Source organism: Armatimonadota bacterium (assembly GCA_031460175.1).
Lineage (GTDB): Bacteria > Sysuimicrobiota > Sysuimicrobiia > Sysuimicrobiales > Sysuimicrobiaceae > Sysuimicrobium > Sysuimicrobium tengchongense.
Genome location: JAVKGW010000005.1, coordinates 86,828 through 103,320, shown reverse-complemented (window position 1 = coordinate 103,320; position 16,493 = coordinate 86,828). Strand labels below are relative to the sequence as shown.

14 protein-coding genes and 2 tRNA genes are annotated in these 16,493 nt (G+C 70.3%); 10 read left to right on the top strand and 6 right to left on the bottom strand.

Going from position 1 to position 16,493, the window contains the following annotated elements:
• Position 1 precedes the first annotated feature (1 nt).
• The 4 genes from QN206_08200 to QN206_08185 all read right to left on the bottom strand — a co-directional run bounded on the left by QN206_08200 (position 2) and on the right by QN206_08185 (position 3,719).
• Positions 2 to 619 carry a cytochrome c oxidase subunit 3 gene (locus QN206_08200; GenBank protein ID MDR7614791.1) on the bottom strand — a complete coding sequence of 206 codons (618 nt, stop codon included), beginning with the start codon at positions 617 to 619 and terminating at the stop codon, positions 2 to 4.
• A complete protein-coding gene (locus QN206_08195; GenBank protein MDR7614790.1) occupies positions 619 to 2,355 on the bottom strand; it encodes a cbb3-type cytochrome c oxidase subunit I in 1,737 nt (578 codons plus the stop codon). Before QN206_08195 ends, QN206_08200 begins: the two co-directional genes overlap by 1 nt.
• Positions 2,356 to 2,364: 9 nt before the next feature.
• The gene (locus QN206_08190) at positions 2,365 to 3,213 is read right to left on the bottom strand and encodes a cytochrome c oxidase subunit II (protein MDR7614789.1); all 849 of its coding nucleotides are present in this window, start codon (positions 3,211 to 3,213) and stop codon (positions 2,365 to 2,367) included.
• 113 nt (positions 3,214 to 3,326) lie between these two features.
• Positions 3,327 to 3,719: a DUF2628 domain-containing protein gene (locus tag QN206_08185; GenBank protein ID MDR7614788.1), complete on the bottom strand. Its 393-nt coding sequence runs from the start codon at positions 3,717 to 3,719 to the stop codon at positions 3,327 to 3,329.
• 114 nt (positions 3,720 to 3,833) lie between these two features.
• Between QN206_08185 and QN206_08180 the strand changes: the two genes are divergently transcribed.
• The 7 genes from QN206_08180 to fusA all read left to right on the top strand — a co-directional run bounded on the left by QN206_08180 (position 3,834) and on the right by fusA (position 10,938).
• Positions 3,834 to 3,920, top strand: a tRNA-Tyr gene (locus tag QN206_08180).
• A gap of 12 nt (positions 3,921 to 3,932) precedes the next feature.
• A tRNA-Gly gene (locus QN206_08175) sits at positions 3,933 to 4,006 on the top strand.
• A 42-nt stretch (positions 4,007 to 4,048) separates the two neighbouring features.
• Positions 4,049 to 4,915, top strand: a complete 867-nt coding sequence (gene folD, locus QN206_08170; protein MDR7614787.1) for a bifunctional methylenetetrahydrofolate dehydrogenase/methenyltetrahydrofolate cyclohydrolase FolD — start codon at positions 4,049 to 4,051, stop codon at positions 4,913 to 4,915.
• Complete coding sequence (locus tag QN206_08165) at positions 4,912 to 6,243, top strand: folylpolyglutamate synthase/dihydrofolate synthase family protein (GenBank protein ID MDR7614786.1); 1,332 nt, start codon at positions 4,912 to 4,914, stop codon at positions 6,241 to 6,243. Before folD ends, QN206_08165 begins: the two co-directional genes overlap by 4 nt.
• A gap of 43 nt (positions 6,244 to 6,286) precedes the next feature.
• Entirely contained in the window at positions 6,287 to 7,891 is a 1,605-nt protein-coding gene (gene lysS, locus QN206_08160; GenBank protein ID MDR7614785.1) for a lysine--tRNA ligase, read from the top strand.
• 6 nt (positions 7,892 to 7,897) lie between these two features.
• On the top strand, positions 7,898 to 8,848 hold the full coding sequence (locus QN206_08155; protein ID MDR7614784.1) for a D-2-hydroxyacid dehydrogenase: 951 nt from the start codon (positions 7,898 to 7,900) through the stop codon (positions 8,846 to 8,848).
• A 17-nt stretch (positions 8,849 to 8,865) separates the two neighbouring features.
• Positions 8,866 to 10,938, top strand: coding sequence for an elongation factor G (gene fusA, locus QN206_08150; protein ID MDR7614783.1), 2,073 nt, complete (start codon positions 8,866 to 8,868; stop codon positions 10,936 to 10,938).
• Between the two features lie 4 nt (positions 10,939 to 10,942).
• On the opposite strand, the gene QN206_08145 is transcribed toward fusA, so the two are convergent.
• Positions 10,943 to 11,347: a secondary thiamine-phosphate synthase enzyme YjbQ gene (locus QN206_08145; GenBank protein ID MDR7614782.1), complete on the bottom strand. Its 405-nt coding sequence runs from the start codon at positions 11,345 to 11,347 to the stop codon at positions 10,943 to 10,945.
• Positions 11,348 to 11,363: 16 nt separating this feature from the next.
• Positions 11,364 to 12,881, bottom strand: coding sequence for an HD domain-containing protein (locus tag QN206_08140; protein ID MDR7614781.1), 1,518 nt, complete (start codon positions 12,879 to 12,881; stop codon positions 11,364 to 11,366).
• A gap of 131 nt (positions 12,882 to 13,012) precedes the next feature.
• Here QN206_08140 and QN206_08135 point away from each other — a divergent pair, with 131 nt between their 5' ends.
• From QN206_08135 to QN206_08125, 3 genes are read left to right on the top strand one after another with little or no spacing between them, the layout of a single operon-like run.
• Positions 13,013 to 13,681 (top strand): helix-turn-helix domain-containing protein, encoded by a 669-nt coding sequence (locus QN206_08135; GenBank protein ID MDR7614780.1) that lies wholly within the window; start codon positions 13,013 to 13,015, stop codon positions 13,679 to 13,681.
• Positions 13,678 to 14,997 (top strand): TolC family protein, encoded by a 1,320-nt coding sequence (locus QN206_08130; GenBank protein ID MDR7614779.1) that lies wholly within the window; start codon positions 13,678 to 13,680, stop codon positions 14,995 to 14,997. Before QN206_08135 ends, QN206_08130 begins: the two co-directional genes overlap by 4 nt.
• Before the next feature lie 10 nt (positions 14,998 to 15,007).
• Positions 15,008 to 16,492: an efflux RND transporter periplasmic adaptor subunit gene (locus QN206_08125; protein ID MDR7614778.1), complete on the top strand. Its 1,485-nt coding sequence runs from the start codon at positions 15,008 to 15,010 to the stop codon at positions 16,490 to 16,492.
• Position 16,493: the final 1 nt, after the last annotated feature.

The following is a 16,493-nucleotide window of genomic DNA, read 5'->3' as shown; positions in this document are numbered from 1 at the left end:
CTCACAGGAACAGAACGGCGAAAAGATACACCCAAAGCCCTGCCAGGAAGTGCCAGTACACCGCGAAATCCGCGATCCGCTCCGGATCCACCTGCCCGCGCCTTGCCCGCCGCACCAGTGCTCCGAACCAGGCCAGTCCGCCCAGGAGGTGCGCCGCGTGGGCGCCGGTGAGGAGGTAGAAGTACGCGGTATGGGGGCTGTTGGCGAGGGAGAGCCCGTGGTGGGAGAGCTCCCGCCAGGCGGTGAACTGCGCCGCGAGGAACCCGCCTCCCAGGAGGGCGGCCAGCTGGAGCCGCCCGCGGAACCTCTTTCCGTCCCCCTTCCCCAACGCCCTCCGGGCCTGTTCGAGCGCGAAGCTGCTGGAAAGGATGGCTGCCGTGCTCCCCCACAGGATTCGCGGGAAGGGGATCCGCACCCAGTCCAGGCCCTCCGCCCGCGCCAGGAGGGCGCTGGTGAGGGCGAGGAAGAAAAGGGTGACGGCCCCCACGAAGAGCCAGATCCCCACCCGGGTGGCCACCCGCGGTGGAGGCGGGCCCTCCGGCCGGCGGTCCTCATGCGGGGGCTCCGCGGGAGGCTTCGGAGGAGGCGGAGGAGCGACTTCCCGGACGGTGACCGCCATCAGTGCTCGGCCTCCACCCCCGCCTCCACCGGGCTCAGCCACTGCGGAAGGTAGTCCTCCCTCGCACCCGGCACGCTGTACTCATACGGGCCCCGGTACACGCGAGGGGCGTCGCCGTGCCAGTTCCCGTGGGGCGGGGGGCTGTCCGCGAACCACTCCAGGGTGGTCGCCCGCCACGGGTTGCGGTCCGCCCGGGGGCCGTTCGCGAGGCTCGTGAACAGGTTGTAGGCGAACACCAATCCTCCGAGGAAGATGAGGAAGGCACTCAGGGTGATGAAGACCTGCACGGGCTGCAGTTTCGCGAGGTAGGGGAAGGCCTGGTAGTTGAAGATGCGCCGGTGCATGCCCGCAAGCCCCAGGTAGTACATGGGGAAGAAGGTCCCGTACACCCCGAGGATGCTCAGCCAGAAGTGGACTCTGCCCAGCCGCTCGTCCATCATGCGGCCGAACATCTTCGGGAACCAGAAGTAGGTCCCCGCGAAGATGCCGAACAGGGCCGCCACCCCCATCACCAGGTGGAAGTGCCCCACCACGAAGAAGGTGTCGTGGAGGGGGATGTCCACCGCGGCGTTGCCGAGGAAGATGCCCGTAAGCCCTCCCGCCACGAAGGTGCTGATGAAGCCCAGGGCGAAGAGCATGGCGGTGCTGAAGTAGAGCTTGCCCCGCCACAGGGTCACCAGCCAGTTGAAGGTCTTCACCGCGGAAGGGGTTCCGATGAGGAGCGTGGTGATGGCGAACCCCGTGCCCAGCAGCGGATGCATCCCGCTCACGAACATGTGGTGGCCCCAGACGAGGAAGCTCAGGACCGTGATGGCCACCATGGAGCCCACCATGGCGGGGTAGCCGAAGATGGGCTTGCGGGCGAAGTTGGCGATCACGTCCGAGACGATGCCCATGGGCGGGAGGATGACGATGTAGACCTCGGGATGCCCGAAGAACCAGAAGAGGTGCTGCCAGAGGAGAGGATTCCCGCCCGTGTGCCGGATCACTTCCCCGCCCACCACGAGCCCTGCGGGGATGAAGAAGCTCGTCCCCGCGTGCCGGTCAAACAGAAGCAGGATCCCCGCGGCCATGAGCACGGGGAACGTCAGGAGGGCCAGGATGGCCGCGAGGAAGATCCCCCACACGGTAAGGGGGAGCCGTCCCAGGCGCATCCCGGGCGTGCGCATCACCAGGATGGTGGTGATGTAGTTGAGGGAGCCCAGTAGGCTCGAGACGCAGAAGATGGCGATGGACACGAGCCACAGGCTCTGCCCAAGGCCTGAACCGGGGGCGGCTTGCGGGAGGGCACTGAGGGGCGGGTAAGCCGTCCAGCCGCTGTTGAGGGGACCGCCCGGCGCGAAGAAGCTCGCGAGAAGCACCAGGGCGGAGAGGAGGAAGACCCAGTAGGAGAGCATGTTGATGAAGGGGAAGGCCATGTCCCGGGCCCCGATCTTGAGGGGCACCAGGAAGTTCGCGAATCCTCCCAGCAGCGCGGGGGTAAGCACGAAGAAGACCATGAGGGTGCCGTGCATGCTCACCGCCGCCAGGTACTGATCCGCCTGGAGGATGCCGCTCTGGGGCCACGCGAGGTTTACCCGCATGGCCATGGCGAGCGCCCCGCCGATGAGGAGCATGACGAAGGAGGTGAGGAGGTACTGGATCCCGATGACCTTGTGGTCCTGGCTGAAGACGTAGCGGGTCCAGAAGCTCTCCCGGTGGGCCTCGGGCACGTGGAGTTCCGTAGCCGCCGCCATGGAATCCCCCTATCTCCTCTGGGCTTGCTGGCCGATCCAGCGGTCGAACTCCTGCTGGGTCACCACCCGGACCTGCCCGTGCATGGTGTAGTGCCCCACCCCGCACAGCTCCGCGCAGGCGATGTCGAAGGTGCCCGTACGGGTGGGCGTGAGCCAGAGCTCCGTGGTGCGCCCCGGCAGGAGATCCTTCTTGAGGCGGAAGGCGGGGACCCAGAAGCTGTGCTGGACATCCCGGCTCCGCAGGAGGATGTGGGCCGGTCGGTTCACCACGAGGTAGATCTCGCTGCTGGTGACGTCATCCCTGGAAGCGGGGTCCTGTGGGTCCACGTTGAAGGGTTGGGGGATCCGGGGATCCACCCGGCCCAGTTTCCCGTCCGGTCCCGGATAGCGGGCCGACCAGCTGAACTGCTGGCCCCGGATCTCGATGAGGAAGGCATCCGGGGGCGGCGGGGCGTGGAGCCTGGACCAGGTCATCAACCCCGCCACGCTGAGGCTCACCAGCACCGCGGCGGGAACCGCGGTGTAGAGCACCTCCAGGGGCGTGTTGTGGGGGAAGTAGTGGGCTCGGGGCTGTCCCCGGGTGCGGTAGCGGATCACGAAGTAGCCCAGCAGCACGTGCACGAGCAAAAAGGCGGCGCCCGTCACGCCCAGGGTGATCTCGATGAGCCGGTCAATGCTGGCCCCCTCCCGGACGGCCAGGGGCGGAAGCCACCACGCGCGCCGGGCATACAAGGTAGCGGCCACCGCGGCCAGCATAAACAGCCAGAACAGGAGTCCCAGGCTGAGTCCGGAACCCGCGGTCCGTTCCAGGGGATTCCCGGTGCTCTCCGAAGAAGGGGCCGGTGTCCCGTGCGCCATCTCCAACTCCGTGGTCCGCAGTAGAAGGGCCGGGGATCCGGCCGACCGCGATCCGGATCACCCGACCTCGCCCCCAGTATAGACCCGCGTGTACCTCAGGTAAACCCAGGCGACTAGTACGCGCTCCACCGGGCCTTCCGGGCCTCCCACAGGTCCTCGTTGGCCTTCAGGGCACAGTAAAGCCACACGAGGGGTGCGAGCAGCCCACCGGAGAGGAACACCAGGGCCGCGAGGGCCACGAAGTGGGCCCACAGACCCATGGCGAAGTACCACAGGGGTCCGAACACCGCGGCCGCCCAGTTCCACGAGAGCCGGGGGGGAGGGATGCGGCCTTTGAGGTCCTCCTGGAGGTCCATCCGGGGGAAGGGGAGGGAGACCTGGCCGAGGGAGCGGTTCATCTCCTCCCAGGCGCTTCGCCAGCTGGGCGCCAGCAGCTTCCATCCCATGTAGACCGCCCCGCCCATGACCCCCAGGGCGATGAGGACGCCGAAAACGGTCGCGGCCATGGAACGCTCCTCACCTCGGACGGTGTCGGGACCATTGTGCACCGGTTCCGGCCCCGCGTCCAGAAGCCCCTCGCCTTGACCCGCAGGGGGCTCCTGGTATACTCAGCAGTGGTTGGGCGGGTGCCCGAGTGGACAAAGGGGGCTGACTGTAGATCAGCTGGCGGAACGCCTTCGGAGGTTCGAATCCTTCCCCGCCCACCAGAGGAGTGAGGAGCGGGAGTAGCTCAATGGTAGAGCCCCAGCCTTCCAAGCTGGTGGTGCGGGTTCGATTCCCGTCTCCCGCTCCAGATTGATCCATTTCGGCACCCGAAGCCGGACACGGGGGAGCGATGGCGCACCTTCTCGATGGGCAGCAGCTGGCGGCTCGCGTGGAGCAGGAGGTCCGGGAGCAGGTGGAGGCCTTCGTGCGGGCGCGGGGCGTCACCCCCTGTCTTGCGGCCATCCTCGTGGGGAACAACCCCGCCTCTGCGGTCTACGTACGCAACAAGACCCGGGCCGCGGGTCGGGTGGGCATCCGCTCGGAGACCTTCCACCTCCCGGAGGAGACCACCCAGGCAGAGGTCTTAGAGCTGGTGGAGCGCCTGAACGCGCGGCCGGACGTGCACGGCATCCTGCCGCAGATGCCCATGCCCCCGCAGATCGATCCGGAGGCCATCTTCGAGCGGCTCGATCCCCGCAAGGACGTGGACGGCCTGAGCCCCTACAACGCGGGCCGCCTGGCCCTGGGCCGGCCGCAGCTCGTCCCCTGCACACCCCTCGGCATCCTGGCCCTGATCCGGCAGACCGGCATCTCCCTGGTGGGCAAGCAGGCGGTGGTCCTGGGGCGGAGCAGCCTGGTGGGCAAACCCACGGCCCTTCTGCTCCTCGGCGAGCACGCCACCGTCACCGTGTGCCATTCCCGCACGGAGAACCTGGCGGAGCACACGCGCCGGGCCGACGTCCTCGTGGTGGCCGCGGGGCGGCCGCGGCTGGTGACCGCGGAGATGGTAAAGCCCGGTGCGGTGGTGATCGACGTGGGGATCAACCGGGTCGGCGATCGCCTCGTGGGCGATGTGGACTTCGAAGGCGTGCGGGAGGTGGCGGGCTGGATCACCCCGGTCCCCGGCGGAGTGGGACCTATGACCATCGCCATGCTCCTCCGGAACACCCTGCAGGCCGCGCAGCTCCAGGTGGCCGCGGACGCGCCGGTTCCATGACCTACCGGGAAGCGCTGGAGTGGCTGGAGGGCCTGCTCAACTATGAGCGGGCCCCCATGCCCTACGCCCAGATCAAGCTGAACCGCATTCGGGCGCTCCTGGAGCGTCTCGGGAACCCCCACAACGCCCTGCGCACGGTGCTGGTGGCGGGCACGAAGGGCAAGGGAAGCACCGCCGCCATGATGGCCGCGGTGCTGGCGGAGGCCGGGGAGCGGGTGGGGCTGTATTCCAAACCCCACCTCGTGGACTTCCGGGAGCGGATCCGGGTGGGGGACACCCTGATCCCGGAGGAGACCCTCGCGGACCTGGTGGCGGAGGTGCGCCCGGCGGTGGAAGCAGGGGAGGGGGATCCCTGGGGTCGGGCCACGTACTTCGAGGTCTCCGTGGCCCTGGCCCTCGTGCATTTCCTCCGGGAGGGGGTGGACCGGGCCATCCTGGAGGTGGGGATCGGCGGACGCCTCGATGCCACCAACATCTGCGATCCAGAGCTCTCCGTCATCACCCCCATCTCCTACGACCACACGGACGTGCTGGGCAACACCCTCCGGGAGATCGCCTCGGAGAAGGCGGGGATCATCCGGCCGGGGGGCGTCGTGGTGACCGCGCCCCAGCTCCCGGAACCCTGGGAGGTTCTCCACGAGCGGTGCCGGGAGTTGGGGGCCCGTCTCGTCGAGGTGGGCCGGGACGTGCACTACGAGATCCGCCGGGTGGGGCTGGACGGTGTGGATTTCACGGTGGAAACCCCTCTGGGTCGGTACGAGGGCCTCCACGTGCCGCTGCTGGGGCGGCACCAGGCGGTGAACGCCGCGGTGGCCATCACCGCGGTGGAGGCGTTGCTGCGCCGGGAGGGGCGGAGGCTGGCACCAGAGGCGGCCCGCATGGGGCTCGCGCGCCTGTCGTGGCCCGCCCGGCAGGAGCTCCTGAGACTGCGCCCCGCCATCCTGGTGGACGTGGCCCACAACCCCGCCAGCATGGCGGCCCTGCGGGACACCCTCAGGGAGCTGTTTTCGGGGCGGCGGGTGGTCCTGGTGCTGGGGATGATCGCGACCCATGATCCGGACCCCGTGGCCCAGATCATCGTCCCGCTCGCGGGAGAGGTCATCGCCACCACCCCGCAGGATCCCCGGGCCCTTCCCGCGGAAGCCCTTGGGGAGGTGGCCCGGCGATATACCTCCCGGGTCCTGAGCCTGCCCGACCCCCAGGAGGCCCTGGCCGTTTCCCTGAGCCGGCTGGGAGAGGACGACGTCCTGGTGGTCACCGGATCCTTCTACCTCGCAGGTCCTCTCCGGGCGGCACTGCTGAGCCGCCTGCGCTCCCCGGTTTGCTGACGGTTTTCCCCCGACGCCGCGGCAGGCGGTATGATGGGGGGTGATGTGGGTGGACGTGCTGGTGGAGGCCATCCTGGCGGAGCGTCCGGCGCCCTACGTGGTGAACGACTCCTGGACGCCTTCAGGCCTCGTGCACGTGGGATCCCTGCGGGGGGTGATCCTCCACGACGCCCTCGTCCGGGGACTCCGGGAGCGGGGCGCGGAGGTCCGGTTCCTGTACGGGTTTGACGACTACGATCCGTTCGACGCCGTCCCGGCCGGTCTTCCGGAAGAGTTCTTCCTGCCGCACCTGGGAAAGCCCCTCTGCGAGGTGCCGTGGGTGGACGCCACCGCGGCGAGCTTCGCGCAGCGCTACATCCTGGAGTTCGAGGCCATTATCCGGTCGGTGGGAGGGGGGTGCACCTTCTACCGTACGAGCGACCTCTACCGGTCAGGCCAGTTCGACGGGGCCATGCGGGTGGTGCTGGACCGGGCGGAGGAGATCGTGCGCGTCGAGCGGGAGATCACGGGCAGCACGCGGGCGGAGCGGCACCCGGTGCAGGTGGTGTGCGAGGCCTGCGGCCGGCTCGCCACCACGGTGGTGCTCGGTTGGGACGGGACGGAGGTGGTGTACGAGTGCCGTCCGGACAAGGTGAGCTGGGCCCGGGGCTGCGGACACCGAGGCCGCCGCTCTCCCTTCCGGGGTGGGGCCAAGATGACCTTCCGGACGGAGTGGGCCGCCAAGTGGTGGCTCTTCGGGGTCCAGGTGGAGGGGGCCGGGAAGGACCACATGACCCGGGGGGGCACCCACGACACCGCCTCCGCGGTGGCCCGCCGCATCTTCGGCATCACCCCGCCCTTTGCCATCCCCTACGAGTGGATCTACGTGGGCGGCAAGAAGATGTCGGGAAGCGCAGGGCGGGGCGTGCCCGCCCGGGATCTTTTGGAGGTGCTGCGGCCGGAGCTGGTGCGGTTCCTCATCGTGCGGGCCCACCACCGCACCGCCATCGACTTCGACCCGGGCGGGGAGACCGTCCCCCGGCTGTACGACGAGTACGACCGGGCCGCGGCCGCGTACTTTGGGGAGTTGCAGCCCAAAACGCCCGGGGAGGCGGAGGACATCCGGGACCTCGCCCGGACCTTCCGCTATTCCTGGCTCCGCGAGACGCCCCCGGAACCCTTCTACCGGCCCCGGTTTGCGAGGATCGCCTACCTCCTGCAGATGCCGCACGTGGATCTCGAGGCCGCGGTGGCCCGGGAGAAGGGGGCCCCCCTGACGGAGGAGGACAGGGCGGAACTCCGGGCGCGGGTGCAGGACGCCAGGCGGTGGCTGGCGCGGTGGGCGCCGGATCGGTACCGGTTCACGGTCCAGCCCCACCTGCCCGAGGCGGCCCGAGGCCTATCTTCCACGCAGCGTACCCTCCTCGCACGGCTCGCGGACTTCCTCGAGCAGGAGAGGCCGACGGGTGAGGCGGTGCAGGCCCGGATCCACGCCCTGAAGGCCGAGCTGGGGCTTTCCCCCGAGGAGGCCTTCGGTGCCATCTACCTGGCCTTTCTCGGCAAGCCCAGCGGACCGCAGGCGGGTTGGATGCTGGCGGCCCTGGACCGGCGGTTCGTGGTAGAACGTCTGCGGGAGGCGAGTCGAACGGTTCCGGCGTCCGCGTCTTGAGAGAAGATGGGGGACCGTGGGCGGTGCGTGGTGGTGTGCACGGTGCGGATTGGGCCGCACCACGAGGCCATGGTCCGGGCCGTGGATCCCCGGGTGGAGCTGCGCGTGGTGTCCCGCTCCGAATCCCTGGACCACGCCCCGGACGCCGAGGTGTGGGTGGGGTGGGATCTGCCGGATGGGGTGTTGGAGCGAGCCCGCGGGCTCCGGTGGGTGCACTCCACCGCTGCGGGGGTGGATAACCTGCTCCCGAAACTCACCGGCCGGGGCATTCTCCTCACCAACAGCCGGGGCATCCACGCCATCCCCATGGCCGAGCACGTGCTCGGGTGCCTCCTCGTGTTCGCCCGGAACCTCCACGTGGCGTTCCGCCACCAGATCCACCGGCGGTGGGAACCGGAACCGGGCGGGGAGCTGTGGGGGGCCACGGTGGGGATCCTGGGCCTTGGAGCCATCGGGCAGGAGGTGGCCAGACGATGTCGGGCCTTCGGTGCCCGGGTCGTGGGCCTGCGGCGAAACCCCGCGCCCGTGCCGGAGGTGGAGGAGGTGTACGGCCCCGAGGGGTTGCAGGCGGTGCTCCGGAGCGCGGACTACGTGGTGCTCGCCCTCCCGCTTACCCCCCAAACCCGTGGACTCCTCGGGGCGCGGGAGTTGGGGTGGATGAAGCCGGAGGCGGTGCTGGTCAACGTGGGCCGGGGCGCCCTGGTAGACGAGCGGGCGCTGGTGGAGGCCCTCCGGTCCGGGAGGCTCCGGGGGGCGGCCCTCGACGTCTTCGAGACGGAGCCCCTCCCGCCCGAGCACCCCTTGTGGGACCTCCCCAACGTCCTCATCACCCCGCACATCTCGGGCAACTCCCCCCGGTACATGGACCGGGCCATCCCGTTGTTCTGCGATAACCTCCGCCGCTACCTTCGAGGGGAGGGGCTGCGGAACGTCGTAGATCCCGAGCTGGGATACTGACGGGAAGGAGGCAGAGGATGAAGGTCTATCCGGTGGAGCGCATCCGGAACGTGGCGGTGGTGGGGCACGGGGGAGTGGGGAAGACCAGCCTGGTGGAGGCGCTGCTGTACGCGTCCGGGGCCATCGAGCGGATGGGGCGGGTGGACGAGGGGACCACCACCACGGACTACGACCCCGAGGAGATCCGGCGGAGGATGACCATCAACCTCACGCCCGCGCCGCTGGAGTGGAAGGACCACAAACTCAACCTCCTCGACACGCCCGGGTATCCGGACTTCATCGGGGAGTGCTATGCGGCCCTGCACGTGGCGGACGCGGCCCTGTTCGTGCTGGATGCGGTGGCGGGCATCCAGGTGCAGACGGAGAAGTTGTGGCGGGTGGCGGAGGCGGCCCGTCTCCCCCGGTTTGTGTTCCTGAACCGCATGGATCGGGAGAACGCGGAATTCCAGCGGGTCATGGAGCAGCTGCGGGAGCGGTTCGGACCGCACGTGGTTCCCCTCCAGGTCCCCGTAGGCCGGGAGACGGCCTTCCGGGGGGTCGTGGACCTGGTGACCCTGCGGGCGTACCTGGTGGAGGAGGGAAAGGTCCGCGCCGGGGAGCCCCCCGCGGAAGTCCAGGAGGAGGTCAGGCGGTGGCGGGAGGTGCTCGTGGAGGAGGCCGCGGAAGGGGAGGATGCCCTGGTGGAGAAGTACCTGGAGACCGGGGAGCTCAGCCCCGAGGAAATCCTCCGGGGGCTGCGGGCGGGCGTGCGGGAAGGCCGGGTCGTGCCCGTCCTGTGCGGGGCTGCGTTGACCGGCGCGGGTGCCCACGCGCTCCTGGACACCCTGGTGGCTCTCGGTCCCCATCCCGGGGAGCGGGAGGCGGAGACGGAGTCCGGGGCTCACCTGGCGGTAGAACCCGCCGGTCCCCTCGCGGCCCTGGTGTTCAAGACCATGGCGGATCCCTACGTGGGCCGGCTCTCCTACCTCCGGGTGTACGCCGGGACCCTGCGGGCCGATAGCCAGGTCTACAACGCCACGAAGGAGAAACCGGAGCGCATCGGACCCCTCTACGTCATGCGAGGCAAGCAGCAGATCCAGGTGCCGGAGCTGCCCGCGGGCGACATCGGGGCGGTGGCGAAGCTGGCGGAGACCCAGACCAACGACACCCTCACCCAGCGGGACCGCCCGGTACGGCTGCGTCCCATCTCCTTCCCCAAGCCCGTGATCTCCATGACCATCGAGGCGAAGACTCGACAGGACGAGGACCGGCTCGCCACGGTCCTGCCGCGCCTCGCGGAGGAGGATCCCACCCTCCACGTGGAGCACGACCCCGAGGCGAAGAAGACGGTCATCGCGGGCATGGGGGAGTCCCACCTGGAGATCGTGGCGGACCGGCTCAAGCGGAAGTTCAACGTGGACGTCCAGCTGGGGCGGCCCTACGTCCCCTACCGGGAGACCATCCGCCGGAAGGCCACCGCGGAGGGCCGCTACGTCCGGCAGACGGGCGGCCGAGGGCAGTACGGGGTGTGCGTCCTCGAGCTCGAGCCCCTGCCACGGGGGAGCGGCTACGAGTTCGTGGACCGGATCGTGGGCGGAGTGATCCCCCAGCAGTTCCGGCCCTCCGTGGACAAGGGCGTGCGCAAGGCCATGGAGGAGGGAATCCTGGCGGGGTACCCGGTGGTGGACGTGCGGGTGGCGCTGGTGGACGGGAAGACCCACCCCGTGGACTCCTCGGACATCGCCTTCCAGATCGCGGGTTCCTTGGCCTTCAAGAAGGCCGCGGAGCAGGCAGGGCTGGTGCTGCTGGAGCCCATCATGCAGGTGGAGGTCACGGCCCCGGACGACGTGGTGGGCGACGTGGTGGGGGATCTCAACGCGAAGCGGGCCCGCATCCAGGGGATCGAGCCCAAGGGGGACGGGACCACCCGGATCCGCGCCCAGGTGCCCATGGCGGAGATGCTGCGGTACGCCAGCGATCTGCGGGCCATCACCGGAGGCCGGGGCAGTTTCGAGATGAGCTTCTCCCACTACGAGGAAGCTCCGCCCCACGTGGCCCAGAAGGTGATCGAGGAGGCGCAGCGGCAGAAGCAGGCCGCGGAGGCCCGTTAGCGGCTCAAGCCGGGTCCGGCAGCACCTTCACGAGGACCCGGCGGGTCCGGGGGCCGTCGAACTCCGCGAGGAAGAGGGCCTGCCAGCGCCCCAGGACGAGCTCCCCGTCCCGGACGAACACGAAGGCGGTATGGCCCACCAGACTCGACTGGAGGTGGGCGGGAGAGTTCTCCTCCACGTGCCGGTACGCGGGATCCCCCCGGGGGGCCATGCGACGCAGCAGCAGGAGCATGTCGTGGGCAACTCCCGGATCCGCGTTTTCCTGGATCACGAGGCCGCAAGTGGTGTGGGGCACGTAGAGGAAGGCGGTCCCGTTCCGAACCCGGCTCGCGCGCACCGCCTGCGCCACCTGGTCCGTGATCTCCACCAAGCACTCCCGTTGCGGGGTGCGCACCGTGAACTCGTGCACCTTGCCCTCCCCGGGCCTATTGGGAGTATAACCCGTCCCAGGGTCCCGGGTCCTCCACCCGCAGGAACAGGGTGGTGAGGGGGCGCACCTCCTCCGGGAGCTCCCGGATCGTCTGCTCCACCAGGGCCCGCGCGATCCGCCTCCCGCACACTTCCGCGGCGTACTCCACCATGCGGGCGACCTGCTCCCGGTATTCCTCCACCCGTTGGCGCACGGCCGTGGGAGAAGGGTCCTCCCCTCCCGCGTGGGGGAAGACCGGGATCACGGGAATCCGTTGCAGGAGGCCCTCCGTGAGGGACCTCCCCGCGGTTCGTTCCAAGGCCTCCAGCAACCGCAGGGTGAAGGCGTAGAAGGCCTTCGCGAGTCGCTCCAGTACCTCCACGGGATCCGCGGTCCCGGACCCGGAATGCGTGACCTCGAGGAGGGCCTGCTGGAGGGCGGAACGCCTCCGCGCGGACCGGAGGATCCCACAGAACGCCGTTACCACCCGGGGATCGAACTGACGGCCCTGCTCCCGCTCCAGCTCGCAGACCGCCACCTCCCACGGAAGGGCGATGCGGTAGGCCCGGTCCGAGGTCATGGCCTCGAAGGCGTCGGCCACCGCGAGGATGCGGCTCAGCAGCGGGATCTCCTCCCCGCGCAGGCCCGCGGGATAGCCCTTCCCATCGTACCGTTCGTGCACGTGCCGCACCGCGTCCACGATCTCGGGCTCGATCCCCGCGCTCGCGAGGATCCGGGCGCCGATGAGGGCGTGCTCCCGCACTTCCGCCCGCTCCGCGGCGGTGAGGGGACCGGTCTTCAGGAGGACCCCGTCCCGCACGCCGATCTTGCCGATGTCGTGCAGCAACGCGGCCACCTCCAGGCGGTGCAGCGCCTCCGGACCGAGCCCTAGGGTCCGTCCGATGGCCCCCGCGAGGACCCGGACCCGACGGCTGTGCCCCGCGGTGTAGGGGTCCCGGGCGTCCACGGCCTCCGCGAGGCTCGTGATGAGGCGCTGTCGTTCCCACTGCAGCCGGGTCCGCATCTCCACCCGGTCCAACGCCAGGGCCACGATTCGGCCATAGGCGGAGAGGAGGTCGAGGAACTCGGGCTCGAAGGACTGAGGCTCCGCGAAGTTCAGGTACACCAACCCCAAGACCGCGTCGTCTGGCCCCACAAGCGGCACCGCCACGAAGGACCCCACCCCGGACTCCACCACCTTGCGGCTCACCCCCGGATCTGCCCGGCAGTCGGGGACCGCCATGGCCCTGCGGGCAGAGAGCACCCGGTGCGCGAACCCGGCCCTGCCCACGGGAACGGTGGAACGCCGGATGGGCACCGGGCCATGGTGGGCCCGCAGCTCGAGGACCCGATCCCCAGGGTGGAACCGGTACACGGCCACGGAGACCGCTAGACCGCTGAGCCCTTCTCCCACCCGGCTCAGGATCTCATCGGGACCCTGGGCCGCGCAGGCCCACTGGGCCGCCTGCAGGAGCTGCTCCGCGAGGGAGCCAGACGGCGGTTTGGGCTCGTGGACCTCCGGTAACGTGAGCACCTCCCCCTCCGCGGCAGGCAAAGCAGAGCAAGAAGCATGCCGGGACGAGCAGGAATTTTCCCGTTGACCTCCGGAGAAACGGGCATGTAATTTGAGTGAGTGATCATTCAGCATTCTCGCAGGGTGAGGTTGTGGCGCGCCTGACGGAGGAGGCCCGGCGGCGTCTCACTCAGAGGCGCCGCCAGCAGATCCTGGAGGCGGCGGTGGCGGTCTTCTCGGAGGCGGGCTACGAGGGGGCCACGATCCGGGCCATCGCGGAGCGGGCCGGGCTTGCGGAGGGCACCCTTTACCTTTACTTCCCCAGCAAGCGCCACCTGCTCCTGGGGGCCTGGGAGCAGGTGGCGCTTGCCTCCCTGCACGGGATGATCGAGCATGGAGACCTTCCCGAGGATGAGGCGCTTCTCGCCCGGATCTTCCTAACCCAGTTCGAGCTCCTGGAGCGCCACAGCTCCTTCCTGCGCCTGGTCATGCACCGGGCCGACGTGGACCAGGAGTTCCGCCGCAGCGTGCAGGAGCGACTCCGGGAGCTCAAGGCCGTGGTGGAGGGCCGGATCGCGAAGCGGATGGAGGAAGGGGTCTACGCGCGGTTCGAGGTTCCCATCGTGGTGGCCGCCATCGCGGCCATGCTGCGGGGCATCCCCCTCTTCGATCCGTACGATCCCGACCCCCTCTTCGCCCGCTACTCCCGGGAGGAAGTGGCCCGGGAGTTGGCCCGCCTGGTGTTCCAGGGACTGCTCAGCCGCTCGGGTCCTACGGGGTCTTCCCCTTCCACCGGAACCGTCGCGGGAGGTCAGCCATGAAGCGATGGACGTTGCTTGCCGTGCTCCTCGTGCTCTTGCTCGTGCAAGCTCCTCTTGGAGCCCAGCCCGCTCCCCGCCGGGTGGGGTTCGCGGAAGTGGCCGCCCTGGCCCTGGAGCGCAACCTCCAGCTGCGGGCCGCGGCCCTGGACCTGGCCATCGCGCAGGCCGCCCTCGCCCAGATCCGGGCCACAAGGCAACCTCAGCTGAGCCTCCAGGCTTCCTACGTGTCCCTCCATCAACCCGGCACCACCCTCACCTTTCCCAACCCCTTCAGTCCGACCCCGCCCCAGCTCACCGTCACCATCCCCCCGCCCGAGCCGAACCAGTTCCTGCTGCGCCTCCTGGCTCAGTACCCCCTGTACACGGGCGGGCGGCTGGAGGCCCAGCTGAGCCTTGCGGAGGCCAACGTGCGGGGTGCCCAGGCGGCCCTGGAGCGGACCCGCCAGCAGGTGCTGGCCCAGGCTCAGCAGGCCTATCTCGGGTGGTTGTTGAGCCGGGAGACGGTGGCCGCGGCGCATAGGCATCTCGCGCAGGCGGAGGAGTCGTTGCGGGTGGCTCAGGCCCGATTCCGGGCTGGGACGTCTCCCCGCTTCGACGTCCTGCAGGCGGAGGTGGCCGTGGCGAGCGCGCGGCAGAACCTGCTTCGGGCCGAAACCGGGGTTCGCAACGCGGCCGCGCAGCTCGCCTCCCTCCTGGATCTTCCCCTCGACACCCCCTTCGAGCCCGCGGACCCCCTGGAACCGCGTCCCGTCATCGCGACCCTGGCGGAGGGGATCGCCCGGGCCCTTCAGCGCCGGCCCGAGCTCCTGGAGCTCCGGGCCCGCTCGGAGGCCGCCCAGGCCGCGGTGGAGCTCGCCCGTAGCGGCGCTCGACCCAACCTCGCCCTCACCGCCAACTACGATCTCACGGGTCCCCTGAACCAGATCCAGGGGACGTGGTCCGTGACCCTCGCGGTGACCCTACAGCTCTACGACGGCGGCATCACCCGGGAGCGGGTGCGGGAGGCGGAGCTGCGCCTGGAGCAGCTGCGGGTGATGGAGGCCCAGCTGCGCGCCCGCATCGAACTGGAAGTCCGGCAGGCCTGGGTCGCCCTGGAGCAGTCGGGCGCGGCCCTGCTCAGCGCGGAGAAGGCGGTGGAGCAGGCCCGGGAGGCTGCCCGCATCGCCGCGGTCCGGTTCGAGGCGGGGGTGGGAACCGCCTTGGAGCTCCTCTCGGCCCAGGCGCAGCTCGCGCAGGCGGAGCTGAGCCTCGCTCAGGCCCGGTTCGAGCAGAACCTCGCGCGGCTGCAGTGGCTGCTCGCCACGGGTTCCCTCTAGGAGGTGCGGGATGCGCAGGCGGATCGCGCTCGGCCTTGTAGCGGTGTTCCTGGTCCTCGGGGTTTCCGCCCTCACGCGGCGGGAACCCGCCCGGCCCAGATCCCCCAGGACCCCCCAGCCCGGGGTGGCGGTGGAAGCCGTGTCTGCTCAAACCGGCCTCGTGCGGGAGGTGATCCGGGCCGCGGGTTCCGTGGTGGCGAACCAGACCGTGGAGGTGAGTTCGAAGATCCCGGGTCGGGTGCTCCAGGTGTTCGTGCGGGAAGGGGACCCGGTGCGGAGGGCTCAGGCGCTCCTCCGGCTGGACCCCTCGGACGCGGAGGCCCAGCTCCAGCAGGCCCAGGCGGCCCTCCGGGCGGCCCTCGCGCGGGTTTCCCAGGCCGAGATCGGGGAGACCCTCCAGCGGGAGACCACGGAGGCGCAGATCGCCCAGGCCAGGGCCCAGCTGCGGGCCCTGGAGTCCCAGGTCCGGAGCGCTCAGGCCAACCGGGACGCTTTGGACGGCAGCCTCCGGAGCCTGCGGGCCAACCTCGCGGCCGCGGAGGCCAACGTGCGGGCCGCGGAGGCGAACCTCGAGCGGGTCCGGTCGGACCTGGCGCGGTTGGAGGTCCTCTACGCCGCGGGTGCGGTGGCGGCCCAGCAGGTGGAGGCGGCCCGCACGCAGCTGCTGAGCGCCCAATCGGCCCTGGACGCCGCGCGGGCCCAGCGGGACGCGCACTTGAGCCAGATCCAGACCCTCACCGCCCAGCAGGCGGCCGCGGAAGCCGCACTTGAGCAGGCCCGCTCGGCCCTGGAGGGGGCCCGGGCCGCCCTGCGTGCGGCGGAGGCCCAGCGGGCGCAGTCCTCCGCCCGCCGCCAGGATGTCCTCCAGGCAAAGGCCGCGGTAGACCAGGCCCGGTCCGCGGTGCGCCTGGCGGAGCAGCAGCTCCAGAACACCTGGATCCGCTCTCCCCTCGAGGGCGTGGTGGTCCAGCGATCCGTGGATCCGGGGGAGTGGGTTGCTCCGGGCATGCCGGTGCTGGTGGTGGCGGACCTGGCTCAAGTGCGGGTGCAGCTGGAGGTCTCCGAGCGGGAGATCCGCCGGGTGCGTCGGGGTCAGCCCGTGGAGGTCACCGTGGATGCCCTCCCGGGCCGGGTCTTCCAGGGGAGGGTCACCCGGTGGTCCGAAGCGGCCAGCACCCGCACCCGCACCTTCACCGTGGAGGTGGAGCTCCCCAACCCCCATCGTCTCCTGCGGCCCGGGATGTTCGGTCGGGGGACCATCGTGGTGGCAGAGGTTCGCGGGGCGGTGCTGGTGCCCGCGGAAGCCGTGGTCTCCACCGGGGGGAGGCCCTCCGTGTGGGTTGTGGAGGGAGGCCGGGCCCGGCTTCGGCCCGTCCGCATCGGCCTGCGGGAGGGAGGATCCGTGCAGGTCTTCGGCCTGCGAACCGGGGAACGCGTGGTGGTTCTGGGGCAGGACCGGCTACAGGACGGCGTGCCGGTCATCGTACGGCCATAGG